At 72.0% G+C, this 19599-nt stretch carries 19 protein-coding genes, 1 pseudogene and 1 riboswitch; of the genes and pseudogenes, 6 read left to right on the top strand and 14 right to left on the bottom strand.

Annotated elements, in window-relative coordinates; all coding sequences use genetic code 11:
* Window positions 1-199: 199 nt before the first annotated feature.
* Entirely contained in the window at window positions 200-1432 is a 1233-nt protein-coding gene (locus tag OG852_RS39665; protein ID WP_133916320.1) for a glycoside hydrolase family 18 protein, read from the top strand.
* A 58-nt stretch (window positions 1433-1490) separates the two neighbouring features.
* On the opposite strand, the gene OG852_RS39660 is transcribed toward OG852_RS39665, so the two are convergent.
* The 3 genes from OG852_RS39660 to OG852_RS39650 all read right to left on the bottom strand — a co-directional run bounded on the left by OG852_RS39660 (window position 1491) and on the right by OG852_RS39650 (window position 3978).
* Window positions 1491-2147: a TetR/AcrR family transcriptional regulator gene (locus OG852_RS39660; RefSeq protein ID WP_133916321.1), complete on the bottom strand. Its 657-nt coding sequence runs from the start codon at window positions 2145-2147 to the stop codon at window positions 1491-1493.
* A 94-nt stretch (window positions 2148-2241) separates the two neighbouring features.
* Entirely contained in the window at window positions 2242-2382 is a 141-nt protein-coding gene (locus OG852_RS39655) for an SCO1431 family membrane protein (RefSeq protein WP_133916322.1), read from the bottom strand.
* Window positions 2383-2475: 93 nt separating this feature from the next.
* Window positions 2476-3978: a peptidase C39 family protein gene (locus OG852_RS39650; protein WP_330350399.1), complete on the bottom strand. Its 1503-nt coding sequence runs from the start codon at window positions 3976-3978 to the stop codon at window positions 2476-2478.
* A gap of 150 nt (window positions 3979-4128) precedes the next feature.
* Here OG852_RS39650 and OG852_RS39645 point away from each other — a divergent pair, with 150 nt between their 5' ends.
* Together OG852_RS39645 and OG852_RS39640 are read left to right on the top strand one after the other, a co-directional pair.
* Window positions 4129-4788 carry a uridine kinase family protein gene (locus OG852_RS39645; protein WP_443064673.1) on the top strand — a complete coding sequence of 220 codons (660 nt, stop codon included), beginning with the start codon at window positions 4129-4131 and terminating at the stop codon, window positions 4786-4788.
* A gap of 443 nt (window positions 4789-5231) precedes the next feature.
* Window positions 5232-7097, top strand: coding sequence for an AAA family ATPase (locus OG852_RS39640; protein ID WP_330350398.1), 1866 nt, complete (start codon window positions 5232-5234; stop codon window positions 7095-7097).
* An 82-nt stretch (window positions 7098-7179) separates the two neighbouring features.
* On the opposite strand, the gene OG852_RS39635 is transcribed toward OG852_RS39640, so the two are convergent.
* The 9 genes from OG852_RS39635 to OG852_RS39595 all read right to left on the bottom strand — a co-directional run bounded on the left by OG852_RS39635 (window position 7180) and on the right by OG852_RS39595 (window position 14571).
* A complete protein-coding gene (locus OG852_RS39635) occupies window positions 7180-8265 on the bottom strand; it encodes a hemolysin family protein (RefSeq protein WP_133916325.1) in 1086 nt (361 codons plus the stop codon).
* Window positions 8262-9605, bottom strand: coding sequence for a hemolysin family protein (locus OG852_RS39630; protein ID WP_133916326.1), 1344 nt, complete (start codon window positions 9603-9605; stop codon window positions 8262-8264). Before OG852_RS39630 ends, OG852_RS39635 begins: the two co-directional genes overlap by 4 nt.
* Window positions 9606-9811: 206 nt before the next feature.
* Entirely contained in the window at window positions 9812-10294 is a 483-nt protein-coding gene (locus OG852_RS39625; RefSeq protein ID WP_330350397.1) for a PH domain-containing protein, read from the bottom strand.
* Window positions 10295-10326: 32 nt separating this feature from the next.
* Window positions 10327-11181 carry an ATP phosphoribosyltransferase gene (gene hisG / locus OG852_RS39620; protein WP_133916328.1) on the bottom strand — a complete coding sequence of 285 codons (855 nt, stop codon included), beginning with the start codon at window positions 11179-11181 and terminating at the stop codon, window positions 10327-10329.
* Window positions 11182-11225: 44 nt separating this feature from the next.
* The gene (locus OG852_RS39615) at window positions 11226-11498 is read right to left on the bottom strand and encodes a phosphoribosyl-ATP diphosphatase (RefSeq protein ID WP_133916329.1); all 273 of its coding nucleotides are present in this window, start codon (window positions 11496-11498) and stop codon (window positions 11226-11228) included.
* A gap of 34 nt (window positions 11499-11532) precedes the next feature.
* Window positions 11533-12018: a 6,7-dimethyl-8-ribityllumazine synthase gene (gene ribH, locus OG852_RS39610; protein WP_133916330.1), complete on the bottom strand. Its 486-nt coding sequence runs from the start codon at window positions 12016-12018 to the stop codon at window positions 11533-11535.
* Window positions 12019-12041: 23 nt separating this feature from the next.
* Window positions 12042-13331 carry a bifunctional 3,4-dihydroxy-2-butanone-4-phosphate synthase/GTP cyclohydrolase II gene (locus OG852_RS39605; protein ID WP_133916331.1) on the bottom strand — a complete coding sequence of 430 codons (1290 nt, stop codon included), beginning with the start codon at window positions 13329-13331 and terminating at the stop codon, window positions 12042-12044.
* Window positions 13328-13969 (bottom strand): nicotinamide mononucleotide transporter family protein, encoded by a 642-nt coding sequence (locus tag OG852_RS39600; protein WP_133916332.1) that lies wholly within the window; start codon window positions 13967-13969, stop codon window positions 13328-13330. Before OG852_RS39600 ends, OG852_RS39605 begins: the two co-directional genes overlap by 4 nt.
* The gene (locus tag OG852_RS39595; RefSeq protein ID WP_133916333.1) at window positions 13966-14571 is read right to left on the bottom strand and encodes a riboflavin synthase; all 606 of its coding nucleotides are present in this window, start codon (window positions 14569-14571) and stop codon (window positions 13966-13968) included. Before OG852_RS39595 ends, OG852_RS39600 begins: the two co-directional genes overlap by 4 nt.
* 148 nt (window positions 14572-14719) lie before the next feature.
* Window positions 14720-14850: riboswitch (FMN riboswitch) on the bottom strand.
* A gap of 267 nt (window positions 14851-15117) precedes the next feature.
* Between OG852_RS39595 and OG852_RS39590 the strand changes: the two genes are divergently transcribed.
* Both OG852_RS39590 and OG852_RS39585 read left to right on the top strand, forming a co-directional pair.
* On the top strand, window positions 15118-16002 hold the full coding sequence (locus OG852_RS39590; protein ID WP_330350396.1) for an RNA polymerase sigma-70 factor: 885 nt from the start codon (window positions 15118-15120) through the stop codon (window positions 16000-16002).
* A 97-nt stretch (window positions 16003-16099) separates the two neighbouring features.
* Window positions 16100-16849: an SDR family oxidoreductase gene (locus tag OG852_RS39585; protein ID WP_133916335.1), complete on the top strand. Its 750-nt coding sequence runs from the start codon at window positions 16100-16102 to the stop codon at window positions 16847-16849.
* Window positions 16850-16870: 21 nt separating this feature from the next.
* Here the strand turns inward: OG852_RS39585 and OG852_RS39580 are convergent, their stop codons facing one another.
* Window positions 16871-18055 carry an ROK family transcriptional regulator gene (locus OG852_RS39580; protein WP_330350395.1) on the bottom strand — a complete coding sequence of 395 codons (1185 nt, stop codon included), beginning with the start codon at window positions 18053-18055 and terminating at the stop codon, window positions 16871-16873.
* A 126-nt stretch (window positions 18056-18181) separates the two neighbouring features.
* Here OG852_RS39580 and OG852_RS39575 point away from each other — a divergent pair, with 126 nt between their 5' ends.
* A complete protein-coding gene (locus tag OG852_RS39575) occupies window positions 18182-19393 on the top strand; it encodes an MFS transporter (protein WP_133916337.1) in 1212 nt (403 codons plus the stop codon).
* Here the strand turns inward: OG852_RS39575 and OG852_RS39570 are convergent.
* Window positions 19353-19589, bottom strand: a pseudogene (locus OG852_RS39570) (acyl-CoA thioesterase); the annotation flags it as partial. The gene OG852_RS39575 and the pseudogene OG852_RS39570 sit on opposite strands and share 41 nt — an antisense overlap.
* Between the last annotated feature and the right edge of the window lie 10 nt (window positions 19590-19599).

Raw genomic sequence — 19599 nt, 5'->3', positions numbered from 1 at the left:
GGGGCCGCACCCTCCGACCTGCGGCTTCGCGCTGTGAGTATGCCCGCCCGACGCCCTCCCCGCACGGCGGAGCGACCACCGGATTGGTCCAAACCATTGACCGGACTGGTCTAGTCCTCCTACCGTTTCGCTCCAACGCTCCCCGCGTTCATGCCGATCGGCGTGCGATCCCCTCCCTGTCCCTGCGAGGAGACACCCGATGCACACCCCGCTCCGCCCCCGCCCCCGGACGCTTCTGGCCGCCGGCTGCTGCGTCGCCCTCGGCGCCGGCCTGCTCGCCGGCGCGGGCACCGCCACCGCCGACGCGCCCGGTCCGGCCCAGGCCCGTCCCGGGTCCAAGGTCGTGGGCTACTTCACCGACTGGGGCATCTACGGCCGCCAGTACTACGTCAAGAACATCGAGACCTCCGGCTCCGCCGACCGGCTCACCCACATCAACTACGCCTTCGGCAACGTCACCGACGGCAAGTGCGCCCTCGGCGACCCCTGGGCGGACACCGACAAGCCGTTCACGGCGGAGGAGTCGGTGGACGGCGTCGCCGACACCGCGGACCAGCCGCTCAGCGGCAACTTCAACCAGCTCCGCAAGCTGAAGAAGCTGCACCCCCACCTCAAGGTCGTCTGGTCCTTCGGCGGCTGGAGCTGGTCCGGCGGCTTCGGCGAGGCGGCCAAGGACCCGGCGGCCTTCGCGCAGTCCTGCTACGACCTGGTCGAGAACTCCAAGTGGGCGGATGTCTTCGACGGCATCGACATCGACTGGGAGTACCCCAACGCCTGCGGTCTGACCTGCGACACCAGCGGCCGCGAGGCCTTCCGGGACGTCATGAAGGCGCTGCGGGAGAAGTTCGGCAAGCGGGACCTGGTCACGGCGGCCATCACCGCCGACGCGACCGACGGCGGCAGGATCGACGCGACGGACTACGCGGGCGCGGCCCGGTACGTCGACTGGTACAACCCGATGACGTACGACTACTTCGGCACCTGGGCCGCCACCGGGCCCACCGCACCGCATTCGCCGCTGCACTCCTACCCCGGCATACCGCAGCAGGGCTTCGACACCGCCGACACGATCGCCAAGCTCAAGGGCCTGGGCATCCCCGCGCGCAAACTGCTGCTCGGCATCGGTTTCTACGGACGCGGCTGGACCGGTGTCACCCAGGCGGCGCCGGGCGGCACGGCCACCGGGCCCGCGGCGGGGACGTACGAGGACGGCAACGAGGACTACAAGGTCCTCAAGACCAAGTGCCCCGCGACCGGTACCGTCGGCGGCACCGCCTACGCCAAGTGCGGCAACGACTGGTGGAGTTACGACACCCCGAAGACCATCAAGGGGAAGATGAAGTACAAGGACGCCCAGCATCTGGGCGGCACGTTCTTCTGGGAGCTCAGCGGGGACACGGCCAACGGCGAGCTGATCCACGCGATCCACTGAGCCGGCCCCCCAGCACACTAGGGGCGGAGGACCACGAGCCTCCGCCCCTTCCGCGTCCTCAGTCCCTGCGGGCCGGCTTCGGCGCCGGGAAGGCGGGGTCGATCTCCTCGATCGCGCGCAGCACTCCGCCGAGGGTCTTCACCAGCAGGTCGCGCATGACCTCGCGGGAGAGCTCGGGACGGTCGATCCAGTCGAGGGTGGCGCCCTCGACGCTGCACACCCAGGAGAGCAGGGCCATCCGGGGCAGCGGCGGGATGTCGCTCTCGCCGTACGCGCCCTCGGCGATGGTCGCGACGATCGCCGCGCGCACCCCGTCACGGATGGCGTGCACCTCGGTGTCGAAGCCGACTCCGCCACTGACGATCGTGCGGAAGGCGGCCTGGTTGTGCTCGGCGTAGCGCAGATAGCCGTCGATGGTGCGCTGGACGCGGTCCACCTGGGGCAGTTCCAGACCGCTCGCGGCGAAGGAGACCAGATCGGCGACGGAGTCCTGGACGATGGCCAGGTAGTAGCCGCGCTTGGACTGGAAGTAGTAGTAGATCAGCCCCTTGGCGACATGCGCCTGCCGGGCGATGTCGTCCATCGAGAGCGCGTCGTAGGACGTGTCGGCGAACAACTTGCGCCCGATGGTGATGAGTTCGGCGCGGCGCGCCAGTGAGCGCTCGGTTCCCCGCGCCCGGGGACGGACGGCGTCGCGCTGTTGGCTGATATTCAATTTCGACCTGGTCTCCAACGGTCGGCGGGACCACGTCAGTATGTCAGGTCGAACCATGGGCCGCTCACACCGGCAACAGCCGTAACAGCAGAGGTCAGAGCAGTCCCAGCCGGGTCACCAGCATCGCGACGACCGCGACGAGGACCCAGCCCATCAGGTGCTCGGCGATCTTCGGGCCGTCGTCGCGCGGGCCGCCGGTACGGGTGCGGGCGGCGGGGGCTGCGTGTGCGGTCATGGTGTCCACTTTGCCACCGGCCAGGGCTTTTGCCGCCGAGACCTTGCTCACATGACCCCGCCCACCGCGCTGACACCGGCCCGCCCACCGCGCTCACACCGCCACGCCCACCGCCTTCAGCGCCGCGCACTGACGCGCGCTCGGCCGCACCGGGAAGTACAGGTAGCACACCCCGCCGCTCCCGGAGACGACCTTGCCCGCCGCGTTGTGGCGCTTGGTCCTGAGCCAGATGTTCTCGAACTGCCGCCGCGCGTACACCCGCCGCACCGAGGCGTCGTCCGCCGAGTAGGGGTCGTTGGCGATCACATCGCCCGCGGCCGTGAACCCGATCACGGTCATCAGATGACCGGCGGTGCCGTACCCCGCCCCGGTGAGCTCCTCCTTGAGGAAGGACTGGGAGGTCATGGCGGGAATGCCGGCCGCGATCAGCGTCTCCAGGTCGGTGAGGGAGGTCAGCCGGGTGACCACGCCCCGCAGTCCGTCGAAGGTGGCCGCGTAGGCGGCGTTGAACGGCCAGTTGCCGCAGCCGGCGTACTGGTGGTCGTAGGTGTACCGGGCGGCGTGGCACACCTGCGGGTCGGCGTAGGACGGATCGACCCACTCGAGCTGCGCGGGGGTGAGCCGGCCGCCCCAGTACTCGATGATCATCTGGGAGGAGGTGGGGCTGCACCAGGCCTCGCCGCCGTTGTCGTACTGCGGGTACTGCCCCTGGTGGATCTCCTGCGAGTAGCGCGGGACCGCCAGCTCGTGCGCCGGACCGGGGGCCGAGGCCGGGACGGTGAAGCGGTCCGGGATGCCGGAACCCATCACGCCCAGTCGCCACACCGTCGGGACGGCCGTCGTGCCCGGACGGCGGTACAGGGTCAGCCGGGTGCGGTACGAGGTGAGGCGCAGGCCCGTCGCGGTGTCGTCGACGGCGAGGGTGTCGGTCCAGACCGTGCTCCTGCCGTCGGTCTGGCCGTCGACCGAGGTCCTCTTGATGTCCTGGTCGCCGGAGGCCCAGCGCCCCATCACGTACCAGGGGGTGTCGCCGCCGTCGGAGTACGTCGCCCGCAGCTCCACCTGGAGCCAGGTGCCGGCCGGGGTGCTCGCGTTCCAGGAGGCGATCGCCTCGGTGGCGGGCACGGCGAGCCGGTGGACGGGGGACGTCCAGGTCGCGTACTCCCAGTCGGCGGTGGACCCGGTGTGCGGGTCGGCGTAGGCGAAGGTGCCGAGGGAGCCGTCGAGGACCAGGCCGGGCCGCTCGCCCGCGACGGCGCGGGTGCCCCGGGCCGAGCCGGAGCTCCAGTCGGCGTACGTGAACCAGGAGCGGAGGTCGACGGGCCGGGCGGGGGCGGACCCCGCGGCCGGGATCTCGGCCAGGGGCGCGGGGTCCGGCGTCACGGCCGGGGGCGTGGCGTCCGGGGTCCCGGCCGGCGACATCTCGTCCGGGATCTCGCCGGGGCCGGGGGCGGCCTGGGCCGCGGCCGCTCCCGGGCCGCCCGCCACCGCGACGGCGACCGCGGCGGCGAGGAGCGTTCTGCGGGAGGGCTGCTCGGCTCCCCCCGGGGCCTGAGCGGGCCGGGACTGCCGCGAGGACTGTTCGAAGCTGCTCATGGGCGGAAGGACCCCCAGGGTGGCCGGTGCACGACGTGCGCCCACTATGAGCGCGAGGGGTCCCGCTCACCAGCACCTCGGCCTCCGGAGGTCACCCGTGTCGCACTAGACTTCCGGGCCGTACTCCACCGTGTTCCGGCACCCCGGGTCATACGGTGTCCCCGCCCTTCCAAGCCCCCAGGACCCGCCATCCACCAGCTCGCCGCCCGGCTCCGCCGCCTGCCCCCGTCCTGCGGCCCGGTCCGTCTGATCGGGATCGACGGGCACGCGGGCTCGGGGAAGTCCACCTTCGCGGGACGGCTGGCCGAGGCGCTCGGCGGGGCGCCCGTGCTGCACCTCGACGACATCGCGAGCCATGCGGAGCTGTTCGCGTGGACCGGGCGACTGCTGGCCGAGGTGATCGAGCCGTTCGGCCGCGGCGAGACCGCGCACTACTCCCCCTACGACTGGCGCGAGCGCGGCTTCGGCCCGCCCCGGTCGCTGCCCGCGGCCCCGGTCGTCCTGATCGAGGGGGTCGGCGCGGGCCGCCGCGCCCTGCGTCCCCATCTCGCCTGTCTGCTGTGGCTGGAGATGACGCGCGAGGAGGCCTGGGAGCGCGGCAGGTCGCGGGACGGGGAGGAGCAACGGGAGTTCTGGGACGGCTGGGTCCGGGCGGAGACGCACCACTTCTCGGACGACCCTTCGCGCCCTTATGCCGGGCTGCTGGTACGGCAGTTGAGCGAGGGGTACGAGGTACTGCCGGGGCCGCTGCGAGACCCTGCCGGACACCCCGATGTCACCCACCGTGAGGGACCACCCGCGATGTGGTGAACGTGTGAAGGGGTCTGCGCTCGAACTTCGCCAAGTGCCTCAACTTCGCTTGACCGACGGCCCGTACAGGACTTACGTTCTCAATGTGCGGCATCGACGCCGCCCCCAAGTCGCGAAGCCCCCGGTTGTTCCCCCGTGATCGGGGGCTTCGTTCTGCCCTCGTGCCCCTCCGCGGCCCCTTTTTCCGGACGCGCCACGGCGCCGTCCGCTCACCGAGGGTCACCAATCCGGGATGCGCCCCGTCCGCTCCCACCTCGTCAAACGGCCTGGGCGGCACCCTTCGGCAGGCACTCCTCCGCAGGTACGATGCCCTCGGTGCGACCTACGGACAGCTGCTTCGCGCACCTTGCAACTCCGGTCCGCGGCACAGCGGTTCGACCAAGGCAGCCGGCGGGCACGGGCCCGGTGGCAAACCGACGGGGGCACGGTTTGTGGGGGACGTGATGGACTTCGGCACGCAGGGCCTCGAGGCCCCGGCCGACCTCGCCTGGCTACGAGGCGTGGACGCCTACACCATGGGTGCGTATCCGCAGGCGGAAGAGGAGTTCCGCACAGCGGTACGGATCGATCCCGGGATGGCCGACGGCTGGCTCGGGCTGCACGCGCTGCGCGTGGACACGACGACCGCGCTGCTGCGGATGTACCGGCACCGGGACCGGTTCGGCGAACAGCGCACCCGGCACCGCCGGACGCTCAACTCCTGGTACTGGCTGGGCTGGTGGGTGCAACCGGTGCTGGAGAGCCCGCGCGATCTGCTGCTCGCGCACGCCTCCCACTGGCTGGACGGCCGGCACGTCCCCGAGCTGGACCGGGCGCTCGCCGGGCTCCCGCCCGTGGACGCCGACCACCAGGTCCGCTTTCTGCACGCCTGCCGGGCCTATCTGGTCAAGGACTGGGAGCAGCTCGTCCGGCACACCGACCCGCTGCTCGACGACCCGCTCCTCGGGATCGAGGCGGGGCTGTTCGGCGGGATGGCCCGGGTCCGGCTGGAGATGTACGGCCAGGCCGAACCGCTGCTCGCGGCCGCCCTGATGCGCTGCCGCAGCGAGCAGCCGCAGCGCAAGGAACTGCGGTACTGGCTGGCCCGGGCCCATGAGGGCACCGGCCGCTCGGCCGCCGCGCTCCCCCTGTACCGGGCGGTGCACCGGGTCGACCCCGCCTTCATGGACACCTCGGCCCGGCTCGCCGCGATCGCCGAGGGCGACGGCTACGACGATCCGTCCGACCTCGCGTCGATCACCCTCACCGGGATCGGGCAGGACGTGGGGGACGGTCCGGACGCCCTCGACCCGCTGTTCGGCACCGAGGGCCGGGACCTGAAACTCACCGACCCCGCGGACCTGCCGCCCGTGGGCCCCCTGCCCTCGGTCACCGATCCGGCGGTCCGCGCGAAGACGGTCGTACCGTCCCCGCTGCCGGCCGGGCCCACCGACCCCGGCTTACTCGAGGAGGCGCTCGCCGAACTGGAGCGCATGGTGGGCCTGGAGCCGGTGAAACGGCAGGTCAAGGCGCTGTCGGCGCAGCTCAACATGGCCCGGCTGCGGGCCGGGCAGGGCCTTCCGGTCCAGCCGCCCAAACGGCATTTCGTCTTCTCCGGCCCGTCCGGCACCGGCAAGACCACGGTGGCGCGCATCCTCGGCCGGGTCTTCTACGCCCTCGGTCTGCTCGGCGGCGACCATCTGGTGGAGGCCCAGCGGGCCGACCTGGTCGGCGAGTACCTCGGCCAGACGGCCGTCAAGGCCAACGAACTCATCGACTCCGCCCTCGGCGGTGTCCTCTTCGTGGACGAGGCGTACTCGCTCTCCAACTCCGGCTACGGCAAGGGGGACGCCTACGGCGACGAGGCGCTCCAGGTGCTGCTGAAGCGGGCCGAGGACAACCGGGACCACCTGGTGGTGATCCTGGCCGGATACCCGGAGGGCATGGACCGTCTCCTCGCCGCCAACCCGGGGCTGTCCTCCCGCTTCACGACCCGCGTCGACTTCCCCTCGTACCGCCCCCTCGAACTCACCTCCATCGGCGAGGTGCTGGCCGCGGAGAACGGTGACGTGTGGGACGAGGAGGCACTCGACGAGCTGCGCTCGATCGCGGGGCACGTCGTCGACCAGGGGTGGATCGACGAACTGGGCAACGGACGGTTCCTGCGGACGCTGTATGAGAAGAGCTGCGCGTACCGGGATCTGCGGCTGTCGACCTACCCGACCGCGCTGACCCGGGACGACCTCTCCACCCTGCGGCTCCCGGATCTCATGCAGGCGTATGGAGAGGTGCTGTCCGGGCGGGGACCGCAGGACCCGTCGGCGACGTAGCCGGGGCGACCGGAACCCCCTGGGGGCGCGGGGACTGCGCGATCAGCCACCACGCGCCCGCAGAGGAAACGGCCGCCGCAGCCTACGACGCGAACACCTCGTCGGGCGTCCCGCTGGCCCTCGGTTCCGTCAGTCTGACCTCCGGGGCCTCCCGGTGTGCCGGATCCGTCACCTCGCCGACCAGGAGTTCCAGTACGTCCTCCAGGGCGGCCAGGCCCAGGACCTTGCCGGAGGCGTCCGCGACCTGGGCCAGGTGAGTGGCCGCGCGGCGCATCACCGTCAGGGCGTCGTCCAGGGGGAGGTCGGAGCGCAGGGTCGTCATCGGGCGCCACACCTGCTGGGGCACCGCCCGCTCGGAGTCCTCCACGTCGAGGACGTCCTTCACATGTACATAGCCCATGAAGGCGCCGTTCTCGGCGGCGACGGGGAAGCGGGAGTAGCCGGTGCGGGCGGTGAGCTCGACGATCTGGCCCGGCGTGACCGACGGGGGCACCGTGATCAGCGACTCGCGCTTGAGGAGGACGTCGGTGACCGGGCGGGAGCCCAGTTCCAGCGCGTCCTCCAGCCGCTCCTGCTCCTCGGGGTCGAGGAGGCCCGCCTGGCCGGAGTCCTCCAGCAGACGGTTGAGCTGCTCGCTGGTGACGACGGCCTCGACCTCGTCCTTGGGCTCGACCCGGAAGACCCGCAGGATGGCCTGGGCGCAGGCGCCGAGGGCGACGGTGATCGGCCGGCACAGCCGCGCGAAGGCGACCAGCCCCGGGCTGAGCCACAGGGCCGCCTTCTCGGGGGCCGCCATCGCGAGGTTCTTCGGGACCATCTCGCCGATGACGAGATGGAAGAAGACCACGGCCGCCAGGGCGATGACATAGCCCAGCGGGTGGATCATGCCGTGCGGGAGGTGGATCCACTCGAAGAACGGTTCCAGCAGCTCCGCCACGGTCGGCTCGGCGACCGCGCCGAGGGTGAGCGAGCAGACCGTGATGCCGAACTGGGCGGCGGCCATCATCTGCGGCAGTCGCTCCAGGCCGTAGAGGACCTGGCGGGCGCGGGCCGTGCCGAGGGGCTCGATCTGGCTGCGGCGGACGGAGACGAGCGCGAACTCGGCGCCGACGAAGAAGCCGTTGGTCAGCACGAGCAGGGCGGCGAAGACCAGTTGCAGGACGCTCATCGGACGGCCTCCGCGATCGTGGTGCCCTGGCCGAGCCGGCCGACGTGGACCAGACGGACCCGTTCGGCCCGGTAGTGGCCGACCCGGCGCACCGACAGACGCCAGCCGGGCAGTTCCGCCCGGTCACCGACGGCCGGGATCCGTCCGAGCAGGTCGGCGACGAGACCCGCGACCGTCTCGTACGGCCCCTCGGGCACCTCCAGGCCTATCCGCCGCAGGGTGTCGACCCGGCAGCTCCCGTCGACGTCCCAGGCGGGCTTGCCCTCCTCGGGCGGGGCCGCGGCCAGTTCCGGGATGTCCAGGCCGTCGTGCTCGTCGCGGACCTCGCCGACGATCTCCTCGACGATGTCCTCCAGGGTGACCACGCCGGCCGTGCCGCCGTACTCGTCGACGACGACGGCGATGGGCTGCTCGCTGCGCAGCCGGGCCAGCAGGGGCTGGACGGGAAGGGTCTCCGGGACCAGCAGCGCCGGGCGGGCGATACGGGCGACCGGCGTGCGCAGCCGGTCCTGGACGGGGACGGCCAGGGCGTCCTTGAGGTGGGCCATGCCGACGATCTCGTCGATCTTCTCGCGGTAGACGGGGAAACGGGACAGGCCGGTGGCCCGGGTCAGATTGACCACGTCCTCGGCGGTGGCCGAGGACTGCAGGGCGCTGACCTTCACCCGCGGGGTCATCACGTGCTGCGCCGTGAGCTCCGCGAGGGACAGGGTGCGTACGAACAGGTCGGCCGTGTCCTGTTCGAGGGCGCCGGCCTGGGCCGAGTGACGGGCCAGGGAGACCAGTTCGCCGGGGGTGCGGGCGGAGGCCAGCTCCTCGGTGGGCTCGACGCCGAGGGCGCGCACCAGCCGGTTGGCGACCGTGTTGAGCGCCGAGATCACCGGCCGGAACAGCCGGGAGAAGGCGTGCTGCGGGCCGGCGACGAAGCGCGCGACCTGGAGGGGCTTGGACACCGCCCAGTTCTTGGGCACGAGTTCGCCGACCACCATCTGGACGGCGGAGGCCAGCAGCATGCCGACGACCACGGCGACACCGGAGACCGCGCCCTCGGGGATGCCGATCGCGGTGAACGGGGTGCGCAGCAGCTCCGCGAGCGCCGGTTCTGCGAGCATGCCGACGACGAGCGAGGTGATGGTGATGCCGAGCTGGGTGCCGGAGAGCTGGAAGGACAGCTCCTTGAGCGACTCCACGACCGTACCGGCTCGTCTGTCGCCTTCGGCGGCGGCCTTCTCGGCCTCCGGCCGCTCGACCGTGACGAGGCCGAACTCGGCGGCCACGAAGAAGCCGTTGGCCAGGATGAGCAGGAACGCGGCTGCCAGGAGCAGCAGGGGGATGGTCATGATGCCGCCGCCTCCGGGACATGCCGGATGGGGGCGGCGCAGGTACTACAGGACGAACCGTCCATCGCCGGAGAGGGTCACTCCTCGGGTAGCAGGAAACCCCTGTGCACCGGCAGGGCACCACAGGGGTGGAGGCAGCAGGGGAACGCCTCCGTCACCAGATTAATCAAGACAGGGGCTTGAGCGGCAGGGGCGACGGCCCCGAGTCAGCCCTGATCTTGCCCGGGGGAGGTCTCGGGGTCCCGGAGCGAGCGTGCCTCGACGAGCCCGCGGAGCGCCCGGGCGTCCCTGATGGCCTGCTGCTTGTTGATGCCGGGCTGGATGCCGAGCGCGGGCAGGCTGGTGCCGTCGGTGAGGTTGAGGAACACCCAGGGGTCGCCCGGACGGAGGTTCACCTGGATGATCTCGGCCCAGTCGAGGCGCCGCCTGCTCGCGATGTTCACCACGGTGACCCCGGCGTCGTCGGCGACGACCCGGACGCGGGCGAGCTGGGCCAGCGCCCAGAAGATGAGGGCGCCGGTGACGACGAAGCTGAGCCGCTCCCCCGGGCCGAGCTTCTCCAGCAGCATGGCGACGCCGGAGATGACGAGGAAGATCGCCACCCCGGCCGAGAGCAGCACCGCGCGGGTGCGGCCCGGCCGGAAGGTGACGGGGAGGGTGGGCAGCTCGCTGCCCGGCAGATCGGACATGTTCCCGGTGGAGGTCGTGGTGGAGATCGAGGTCAGAGGCGGCAGGCGTGGATGGCCGTGGTGAGGATGGCGCGGGCGCCGATGTCGTAGAGGTCGTCCATGATCCGCTGGGCCTCCTTGGCGGGGACCATGGCGCGGACGGCGACCCAGCCCTCGTTGTGCAGCGGGGAGACGGTGGGCGACTCCAGGCCCGGGGTGAGCGCGACCGCCTTCTCGAGCTGTTCGACGCGGCAGTCGTAGTCCATCATCACGTAGGTCCGGGCGACCAGGACGCCCTGGAGGCGGCGCAGGAACTGCTGCACCTTGGGCTCGGCCTCGTCGGGCTCCGCGCCGGTGCGGCGGATCACGACGGCCTCGGACTTCATGATGGGGTCGCCGAAGACCTCCAGGCCGGCGTTGCGCAGCGAGGTGCCGGTCTCGACGACGTCGGCGATGACCTCGGCGACGCCGAGCTCGATGGCGGTCTCGACGGCACCGTCGAGGTGGACGACGGAGGCGTCGATGCCCTGTTCGGCGAGGTGCTTGGCGACGATGCCCTCGTAGGAGGTGGCGACCGTCCTGCCGCCCAGGTCCTCGAGGGTCTTCGCCGTGCCGGGCTTGGTGGCGAAGCGGAAGGTGGAGCGGGCGAAGCCGAGGGGGAGGATCTCCTCGGCGTTGGCGCCGGAGTCGATCAGCAGGTCGCGGCCGGTGATGCCGATGTCGAGGCGGCCGGAGGAGACGTAGATCGCGATGTCGCGGGGGCGGAGGTAGAAGAACTCGACCTCGTTCTCCGGGTCGACGATCCGCAGTTCCTTGGACTCGCGGCGCTGCTGGTAGCCGGCCTCATGCAGCATCTCCGCCGCAGGGCCTGACAGGGAACCCTTGTTGGGGACGGCGATGCGCAGCATGAGGCGAGCTTCCTTCGTTCGTACGGAATGGGTGCGTGTACGGCTTACAGGTGGGCGTAGACGTCGTCCAGCGAGATGCCGCGGGCGACCATCATCACCTGGACGTGGTAGAGCAGCTGCGAGATCTCCTCGGCGGCCGCCTCCTTGCCCTCGTACTCGGCGGCCATCCAGACCTCGGCGGCCTCTTCGACGACCTTCTTGCCGATGGCATGGACGCCCTTCCCGACCAGTTCGGCGGTGCGGGAGGTGGCGGGGTCGCCGGTGGCGGCCTTCTGCTGGAGCTCGGAGAAGAGCTCCTCGAACGTCTTCTTGGACATGGTGCGTCCCACCCTAGCCGTAACGCCGGGGCGCCTACCTCCAGGGTTCAGATACTGAGCGGAGGGTGGCCGCGGTGGCCACGGCGGCGGTGACCGCCTCGTGTCCCTTGTCCTCGTTCGAGCCCTCCAGACCGGCCCGGTCCAGGGCCTGCTCCTCGGTGTCGCAGGTGAGGACGCCGAAGCCGACGGGGACGCCGGTCTCGACGGAGACCTGGGTGAGGCCCTGGGTGACGCCCTGGCACACGTACTCGAAGTGGGGGGTGCCGCCGCGGATGACGACACCGAGGGCGACGATCGCGTCGTAGCCGCGGCCCGCGAGGACCTTGGCGACGACCGGGAGCTCCCAGCTCCCGGGGACCCTGAGCAGGGTCGGCTCGTCGATACCCAGGTCGTGCAGGGCGCGCAGCGCGCCGTCGACCAGACCGTCCATCACCTTCTCGTGCCACTGCGCCGCGATGACGGCGACCCTGAAGTCACCCACATTGCGTACGGACAGTTCCGGTGCGCCCTTGCCGCTCACGTCTCTCCTAGAGGTGTTCTTGCTTACTGGTTGCCGCAGGGGGACACGGGGGCCGTGTCCAGCCAGGGCAGGTCGTGGCCCATCCGGTCCCGCTTGGTGCGCAGGTAGCGGATGTTGTGCTCGCCCGCCTGGACGGGCATCGGCTCGCGTTCGGTGACCTCGATGCCGTGCCGGACGAGCGCGTCGGTCTTCTCGGGGTTGTTGGTCATCAGACGGACGCTGCGCACCCCGAGGTCGGTGAGGATCTGCGCGCCGGCGCCGTAGTCGCGGGCGTCGGCGGGCAGGCCCAGTTCCAGGTTGGCGTCGAGGGTGTCGTGGCCCTGTTCCTGGAGTTCGTACGCCCGCAGCTTGGACAGCAGGCCGATGCCGCGGCCCTCGTGTCCGCGCAGGTAGACGACGACCCCCCGGCCCTCGTCCTGGATGCGCCGGAGCGAGGCGTCGAGCTGGGGGCCGCAGTCGCAGCGCTGGGAGGCGAAGATGTCGCCGGTGAGGCATTCGGAGTGGACCCGGACCAGGACGCCCTCGCCGTCGCCGATCTCGCCGTGGACGAGGGCGACGTGCTCGACGCCGTCGGCGGTGGAGCGGTAGCCGTACGCGGTGAAGGTGCCGTGGGCGGTGGGCAGCCGGGTCTCGGCCTCGCGGCGGACGGTCGGCTCGGCGCTGCGGCGGTAGGCGATCAGGTCCTCGATGGAGATGATCGTCAGGCCGTGCTTGCGGGCGAACGGGATCAGTTCGGGCAGGCGGAGCATCCGGCCGTCCTCGCCGGCGATCTCGACGATCGCGCCGGCCGGGCGCAGCCCCGCGAGACGGGCGAGGTCGACGGCGGCCTCGGTGTGGCCGTTGCGGGTGAGGACCCCGCCGGACCGGGCGCGCAGCGGGAAGACGTGGCCGGGGCGGACGAAGTCCGTGGGCTCGGCGTCGCCGCTCGCCAGGAGCCGGAGGGTGGTGGCGCGGTCGGCGGCGGAGATGCCGGTGGTGACGCCGTGGGCCCCGGAGGCGTCGACGGAGACGGTGAAGGCAGTCTTCATCGACTCGGTGTTGTCCTCGACCATCTGAGGGAGCTTCAGCCGGTCGAGTTCGTCGCTCTCCATGGGGGCGCAGATCAGGCCGCGGCACTCGCTCATCATGAACGCGATGATCTCGGGGGTGGCCTTCTCGGCGGCGATGACGAGGTCGCCCTCGTTCTCGCGGTCCTCGTCGTCGACGACGACGATCGGGCGGCCGGCCGCGATGTCGGCGATGGCCTGCTCGACGGGGTCGAGGGTGAGGTCGTCGAGGCCGTCGGTGCTGTACAGGATCGGTGCCGTGCTCATGCCGGCGCTCCTTCCAGGGTGGGCCGCGCGTCCTTGCGGGAGCGCAGCCACCAGTCGCGCATGCCCCACAGGACGAGCGCGCCGTAGATGACGTAGACGAAGCCGGAGAAGGCGTAGCCGTTGGCGAAGTTGAGGGGGACGCCGACCAGGTCGACGAGGAGCCAGGCGATCCAGAACTCGACCATGCCGCGTGCCTGGGCGTACATGGCGACGACGGTGCCGACGAAGATGTAGGCGTCCGGCCAGGGGTCCCAGGACAGGGACGGGTAGGCCTTGAAGAGCAGGGCGACGGCGACGGTGCCGGCGGCGGCCGCGCCGACCATGGCGCCGCGTTCGGTCCAGGTGGCGAACCGCGGGGCGATGTGGCCGTCGCCGGTCTCGCCCTTCTTCCGCTTCCACTGCCACCAGCCGAACAGGGCGACGGCCATGACGATCGCCTGCTTGCCCGCGCTGCCGGTCAGATGGCCGAAGAAGGCACCGAAGAGGATCAGGCCGGCCAGGAACTGGACGGGCCAGCTCCAGATGGAGCGCCGCCAGCCGAGGACGAGGGCGATCAGACCGGTGATGTTGCCGATCATGTCCGTCCAGAGGATGTCCTTGCCGAAGGCGGTGAACGCCACGGAGGTCAGCCAGTTCACTTGCCCGCCCCCTGGGAGCTCGCGAGCAGCCGCTCGACGTACTTGGCGACGATGTCCACCTCGAGGTTGACCGGGTCGCCGGGCTGCTTGAGGCCGAGCGTGGTCAGGGCGAGGGTGGTGGGGATGAGGCTGACGGTGAAGTAGTCGGGGCCGGCCTCGACGACCGTGAGGCTGATGCCGTCGACGGTGACGGAGCCCTTCTCCACGACGTACCGCGCGAGGTCGGCGGGGAGGGAGACCTTGACGATCTCCCAGTTCTCGGAGGGCCTGCGCTCCAGGACCCGGCCGGTGCCGTCGACGTGGCCCTGCACGATGTGTCCGCCGAGGCGCGCGCCGACGGCGGTGGGGCGTTCGAGGTTGACCCGGGAGCCGACGCCGAGGGCGCCGAGGCTGGAGCGGTCGAGGGTCTCCGCCATGACGTCGGCGGTGAACTCGTCGCCCTCGTGTTCGACGACGGTGAGACAGACCCCGTTCACGGCGATGGAGTCGCCGTGCTTCGCGCCGTCGGTGACGACGGGGCCGCGCAGCCGGAAGCGGGAGGCGTCGCCGAGATTCTCGACGGCGGTGACCTCACCCAGCTCTTCGACGATTCCGGTGAACACTTCCCGGGTCCTCCTGCCTCATTGGGGCACGGACTCCGGGGCCTGTCGATGACGACAGCAGACACGAGCGGGGACATTGGGGGCGACGCCGACAGACTCGTCCGCCTGGACGAGTACACATACGGCGGCGCGCACGAATGCCCGCCCGCCGCGCACTGCCTCCCATCCGGACTTTAACCGTCGGTCCAGGAATTTCACCTGGTCAACCGGTCACTGGACGTGACCGGGTCGCGGACTGTAACCGCCGGTTCGGACTTTCACCGACCCCGGAGTGCGCTGCTTTAGGTACAGGGCCAGTGTGCCACGCCCGATCGTCGTCCATACGGGCGAAGTGTGTGGGCTCGCTCACAGAGTGCGTCCCTGGACTTGTCGCACGGTTTCGGCCGGCCAACTTCCGGCACGGGGGCGCCATCTGACACTTGGTCCAGACCTATTGACCCTACTGGTCTAGTCCTCTTAGGGTCGTCGGGTACGGTCCGGCGACGGTGACGACGGCCCTTGCCCGTCGCCGGACCCCTCAGCGGGGGCTTCTGACAGGGTGGCCCCATGACGACGACCGCGGGCGCCGACGAGTTCGAGACACACCGTCCCCGGCTGTTCGGGCTCGCCTACCGGATGCTCGGCTCGGCCGAGGAGGCCGAGGACACGGTCCAGGACGCGTATCTGCGGTTCAGCGGGGCCGACCGCACCGCGATCGCGCATCCGGCGGCCTGGCTCGCGAAGACCGTCACCCGTCTCTGCCTCACCCGGCTGACCTCGGCACGGGCGCGGCGCGAGCGCTATGTCGGGCCCTGGCTGCCGGAGCCCGTGGTCACGTCCGACGGCACGCTCGGCCCCCTGGAGTCGGCCGAGCAGCGGGACGCCGTGTCGCTCGCGATGCTGGTGCTGCTGGAGCGGCTCACCCCGACCGAGCGGGCGGTGTACGTGCTGCGGGAGGCGTTCGCCTACAGCCATCGGGAGATCGCCGCCGCGCTCGATCTCGGCGAGGCCAACTGCCGTCAGCTCTACCGGCGCGCCGAGCGGCGGCTGGCGGCCGGGGAAGGCCGCTTCGAGGTCTCCGCCGGACGGCGGGAGGAACTGGTCGCCTCGTTCCTCACGGCGGCCCGGGACGGCGACCTCGCCGGGCTGGAGCGCCTGCTCACGGCCGACGTGACGTACTGGAGCGACGGCGGGGGCAGGGTCGGCGCGGCCCTGCGGCCGATCGAGGGACGCGAGAAGGTGCTGCGGTTCCTGGCCGGCGGGTTCCGGAGGTTCGCGGCCGGGTTCACGTTCGACGCCGTCGAGCTCAACGGGGCACCGGCGTTGCTCGCGCGGGCGGCCGGCACGCTCGTGGCCACGATCGGCTTCGACTGCGGCGCCGAGGGGATCACCGGCCTGCGGGTGGTGCTGAACCCGGACAAGCTGGACTTCGTACGACGTCAGCTCGGGTAAGCGTCGGGGCCTGTCACATCCGCAGGGCCCCGCCCGGTCTCAGCTGACGCAGGGCGTTCCACCCGGGAGCGCCCGGTGTCCGAAGGGGCTGAACAGCATGACCACGATCCTGGTGACCGGCGGCACCGGAACCCTCGGCAGGCTCGTCACCGAGCGGCTGCGGGCGGACGGGCACGAGGTGCGGGTGCTCAGCCGGCACAGCCGGCCGTACGCCGTCGATCTGCGGGAGGGCGGGCCGGAGCTGGACACGGCCCTGGCCGGGGTGGACACGGTCGTGCACTGTGCGAGCACCCCGCGCGGGGGCGACGAGAAGGCGGCGGCGCGGCTGATCGCGGCGGCCCGGGAGGCGGGGGTACGGCACCTCGTGTACATCTCGATCGTCGGGGTGGACCGGGTGCCGTTCGGCTACTACCGGGCGAAGCTGGCGGTGGAGGAGCTGGTGGCGGCCTCGGGGCTGGGCTGGACCGTGCTGCGCGCGACCCAGTTCCACGATCTGCTGCTCCAGCTGTTCGAGGCGCTGGCCAGGGTGCCGGTGCTGGTCCTGCCGGCCGGGGTGAGCGACCAGCCGGTGGAGGTGGCCGAGGTCGCCGGCCGGCTCGCGGAGCTGGCCGTGGGGGAACCGGCGGGGCGTGTCGAGGACATGGCGGGGCCCGAGGTCCGTACGTTGGAGTCGCTGGCCCGCGCGTATCTCACGGCGAGCGGCAAGCGGCGCCGGGTGGTGAACGTACCGCTGTTCGGCGCGGCGTACCGGGCGTTCCGGGCGGGCGGCCACCTCGCCCCCGAACGGGCCGTGGGCAAGGGGACGTTCGAGCAGTACCTGGCGGCACGCACGCGCAGGGCTCGGTGAGCGCCCCGGACGCCCGCCTCCTCAGGGCGTCCCGAACAGTTCCCTCTGCGCGGACTCCCGGGCGGTGAGGAGCGCCCCGCGCAGGACCGCCGCGCCGCCGAGGGCGCTCGGCCGGACCTCGGTGGGCAGGGGCGCCATCCCGCGCAGGCGCTCCGCCACGCGGGCGGCCAGTTCCGGTCCGCCCGCCTGGCCGATCTCACCCCCGAGGACCACGCACCCGGGGTCGAGAACGGCGACGACGGAGGCGACCCCGATGGCGATGCGGTGGGCGAGGGCGTCGAGGAAGGCGTCCGCCCGGTCCGCGTCCCCCCTCCCCCGGGCCTCCCGCACCACGGCCGCGCCCGTCGGCTCCTCGCCCTCCGCGCGCGCCGTCAGCCCGTGCTCCCCCGCCAGCGCGGTGATCGCCGCCGAGCCGGCCAGGGAATGGAAACCTCCCTCACAGTCGGTCGCCGAGGGCAGCCCGCTCGTGCCCGGGACCGGAAGGAAACCTATCTCCCCGGTACCGCCGGAGGCGCCGCGGCGCAGGGTGCCGTCGAGGACGACGGCGGCGCCGGTGCCGTGGCCGAGCCAGAGCAGGACGAAGGTGTCGCGGTCCCGGGCGGCGCCCTCCCGCTGTTCGGCGAGGGCGGCGAGGTTGGTCTCGTTCTCCACGTTCACGCGCGCGTGCGGGAACCGTTCCTGAAGGGCCGCCACCAGCCGGCGGTGCCACTCGGGCAGCCCGATGGAGTCGCGCAGCTCACCGGCGGCCGGGTCGATCAGCCCGGGCGCGCCGATGCCCACGGTGTGCAGCCGGTCGGCGCCGGCCTCCTTCACGGTCCGCTCGACCAGCGTCACCGCCTGCTCCACGGCCGGCCCGGTGCCGGTGTCGCCGCCGATCGGCACGGACGCCTCCGCCAGCACCCGGCCCACCAGGTCGGACACGCGCACGGCGACCCCCTCGGTGCGCACGTCCAGCGCCGCGAGGTGGGCGCGGTCGGCGACGAGGCCGTACAGCTTGGCGTTGGGGCCGCGCCGCTGCGCACCCGTCTCCCCGGCGACCTGGATCAGACCGGCGGACGTGAGGCGTTCGACGAGGTCGGCGACCGTCGGCCGGGACAGGCCGGTGAGCTCCTTCAGCCGTCCTGCCGTCAACGGGCCTTCGGCCTGCAGAAGTTGCAGGGCCATGCGGTCGTTGATGGCCCGGGCCGTGCGAGGGGATGCGGGCATGCGGGGAATCCTCCCACGGGCCGGACGAGCGCCGGTCCGAGAGCGCTCTCTTTTTATCAGGCAGGGTTCCTGATAGTTTACGACGGCACCGCTCCGGAGCGGTGCTCGGCCGGGAGGGGCGGAAGAATGAGCGAAGTGGTTCACGCAACGTCGGAGATACGGCGCGCCCGGTACGCCGTGGCGGCCGTGTTCACCGTGCACGGCGCGGTCACCGGCTCGTTCGCGACCCGGGTGCCGTGGATCCAGGACCACGCGGGGGTGGGCGCGGGCCAGTTGGGGTTCGCCCTGGCGTTCACGGCGTTCGGCGCCTCCTGCTCGATGCCGCTGGCCGGGCGGATCTCCCACAGCCTCGGCACCCGGACCGCCCTGAGCCTGCTGATCTCCCTGTGGACGCTCTCCCTGACCTTGCCGTCGCTCGCGCCGAACCTGCTGACGCTGTGCCTGGCGATGTTCGCCTACGGCGCGACCTCCGGCATGGCCGACGTGGTGATGAACGCGCTCGGCGTGGAGGTGGAGCGGCTGCTCGGAAAGTCGATCATGTCCGGGCTGCACGGCATGTGGAGCGCCGGGGCGCTGATCGGCTCGGCCGGCGGGACGCTCGCGGCACACCTGGGCGCGGACGCGCGTGTGCATCACGCGCTGGCGGCCGTCGTCCTCACCGCGCTGGGCCTGCTGGCCTGCCGCTGGGTGCCGGACCTGCGCCCGCGGGAGGACGAGGAGCCGCCGCCGCGCTTCGCCCTGCCGCCCCGCTCGGCCCTGCTGATCGGCGCGGTCGGGTTCTGCGCGGTGTTCGCCGAGGGCGCCAGCCTGGACTGGTCGGCGGTCTATCTGCGCGACCAGCTGGAGACGTCGGCGGGGCTCGCGGCGGCCTGCACGACGGGTTTCATGCTCACCATGGCGGCGGCCCGGCTCGTGGGCGACGCGGTGGTGAACCGCTTCGGCGCGGTGCGGACCGTGCGGGCTGGCGGCCTCCTGGCCGCCCTGGGCGGGCTGCTGATCGTCCTCGCCGGGCATCCGGCGGTGGCGATGACCGGGTTCGGGCTGATGGGCCTCGGGATCGCCGTCGTCGTACCGCTGTGCTTCGCCGCGGCCGGGCACAGCGGGCCGAACCCCAGTCAGGCGATCGCGGGCGTCGCGACGATCACGTACACCTCCGGGCTGATCGCCCCGAGCCTGATCGGCGGGGTGGCGCAGGCGACCAGCCTGATGGTGTCGTTCGGCGTGGTGACGGCTCTGGCGTGCGGGCTCGCGGTGTTCGCCGGGGTGCTGCGCGGCGGCGAGCGGACCGGCGCGAAGGTCAGTCCGCGGTCCGCAGCAGTGCCCGAGCCGCGGCCCTGAAGCCGTCGCTCCACGGCGCGGGGCGCAGGGTGGCCGCGTCGAGCCGGACGAGGACCCGGGTCCCGCGCGCGTGTGTCGTGGCCCCGTCCACCGAGCAGAAGCGGAAGCCGTACGTGAGCCCGGTGGTGCCGAGCCGCTCCAGCCAGAGGTGGACGGCGTACGTGCCGGTGCGGGTGACCGGGGCCTCGTAGCCGATCCCCGGCCCA

This window comes from Streptomyces sp. NBC_00582 (assembly GCF_036345155.1).
Taxonomy (GTDB): domain Bacteria; phylum Actinomycetota; class Actinomycetes; order Streptomycetales; family Streptomycetaceae; genus Streptomyces.
Note: the sequence above shows the minus strand (reverse complement) of the source record. Positions and strands in the feature narration are given on the sequence as shown.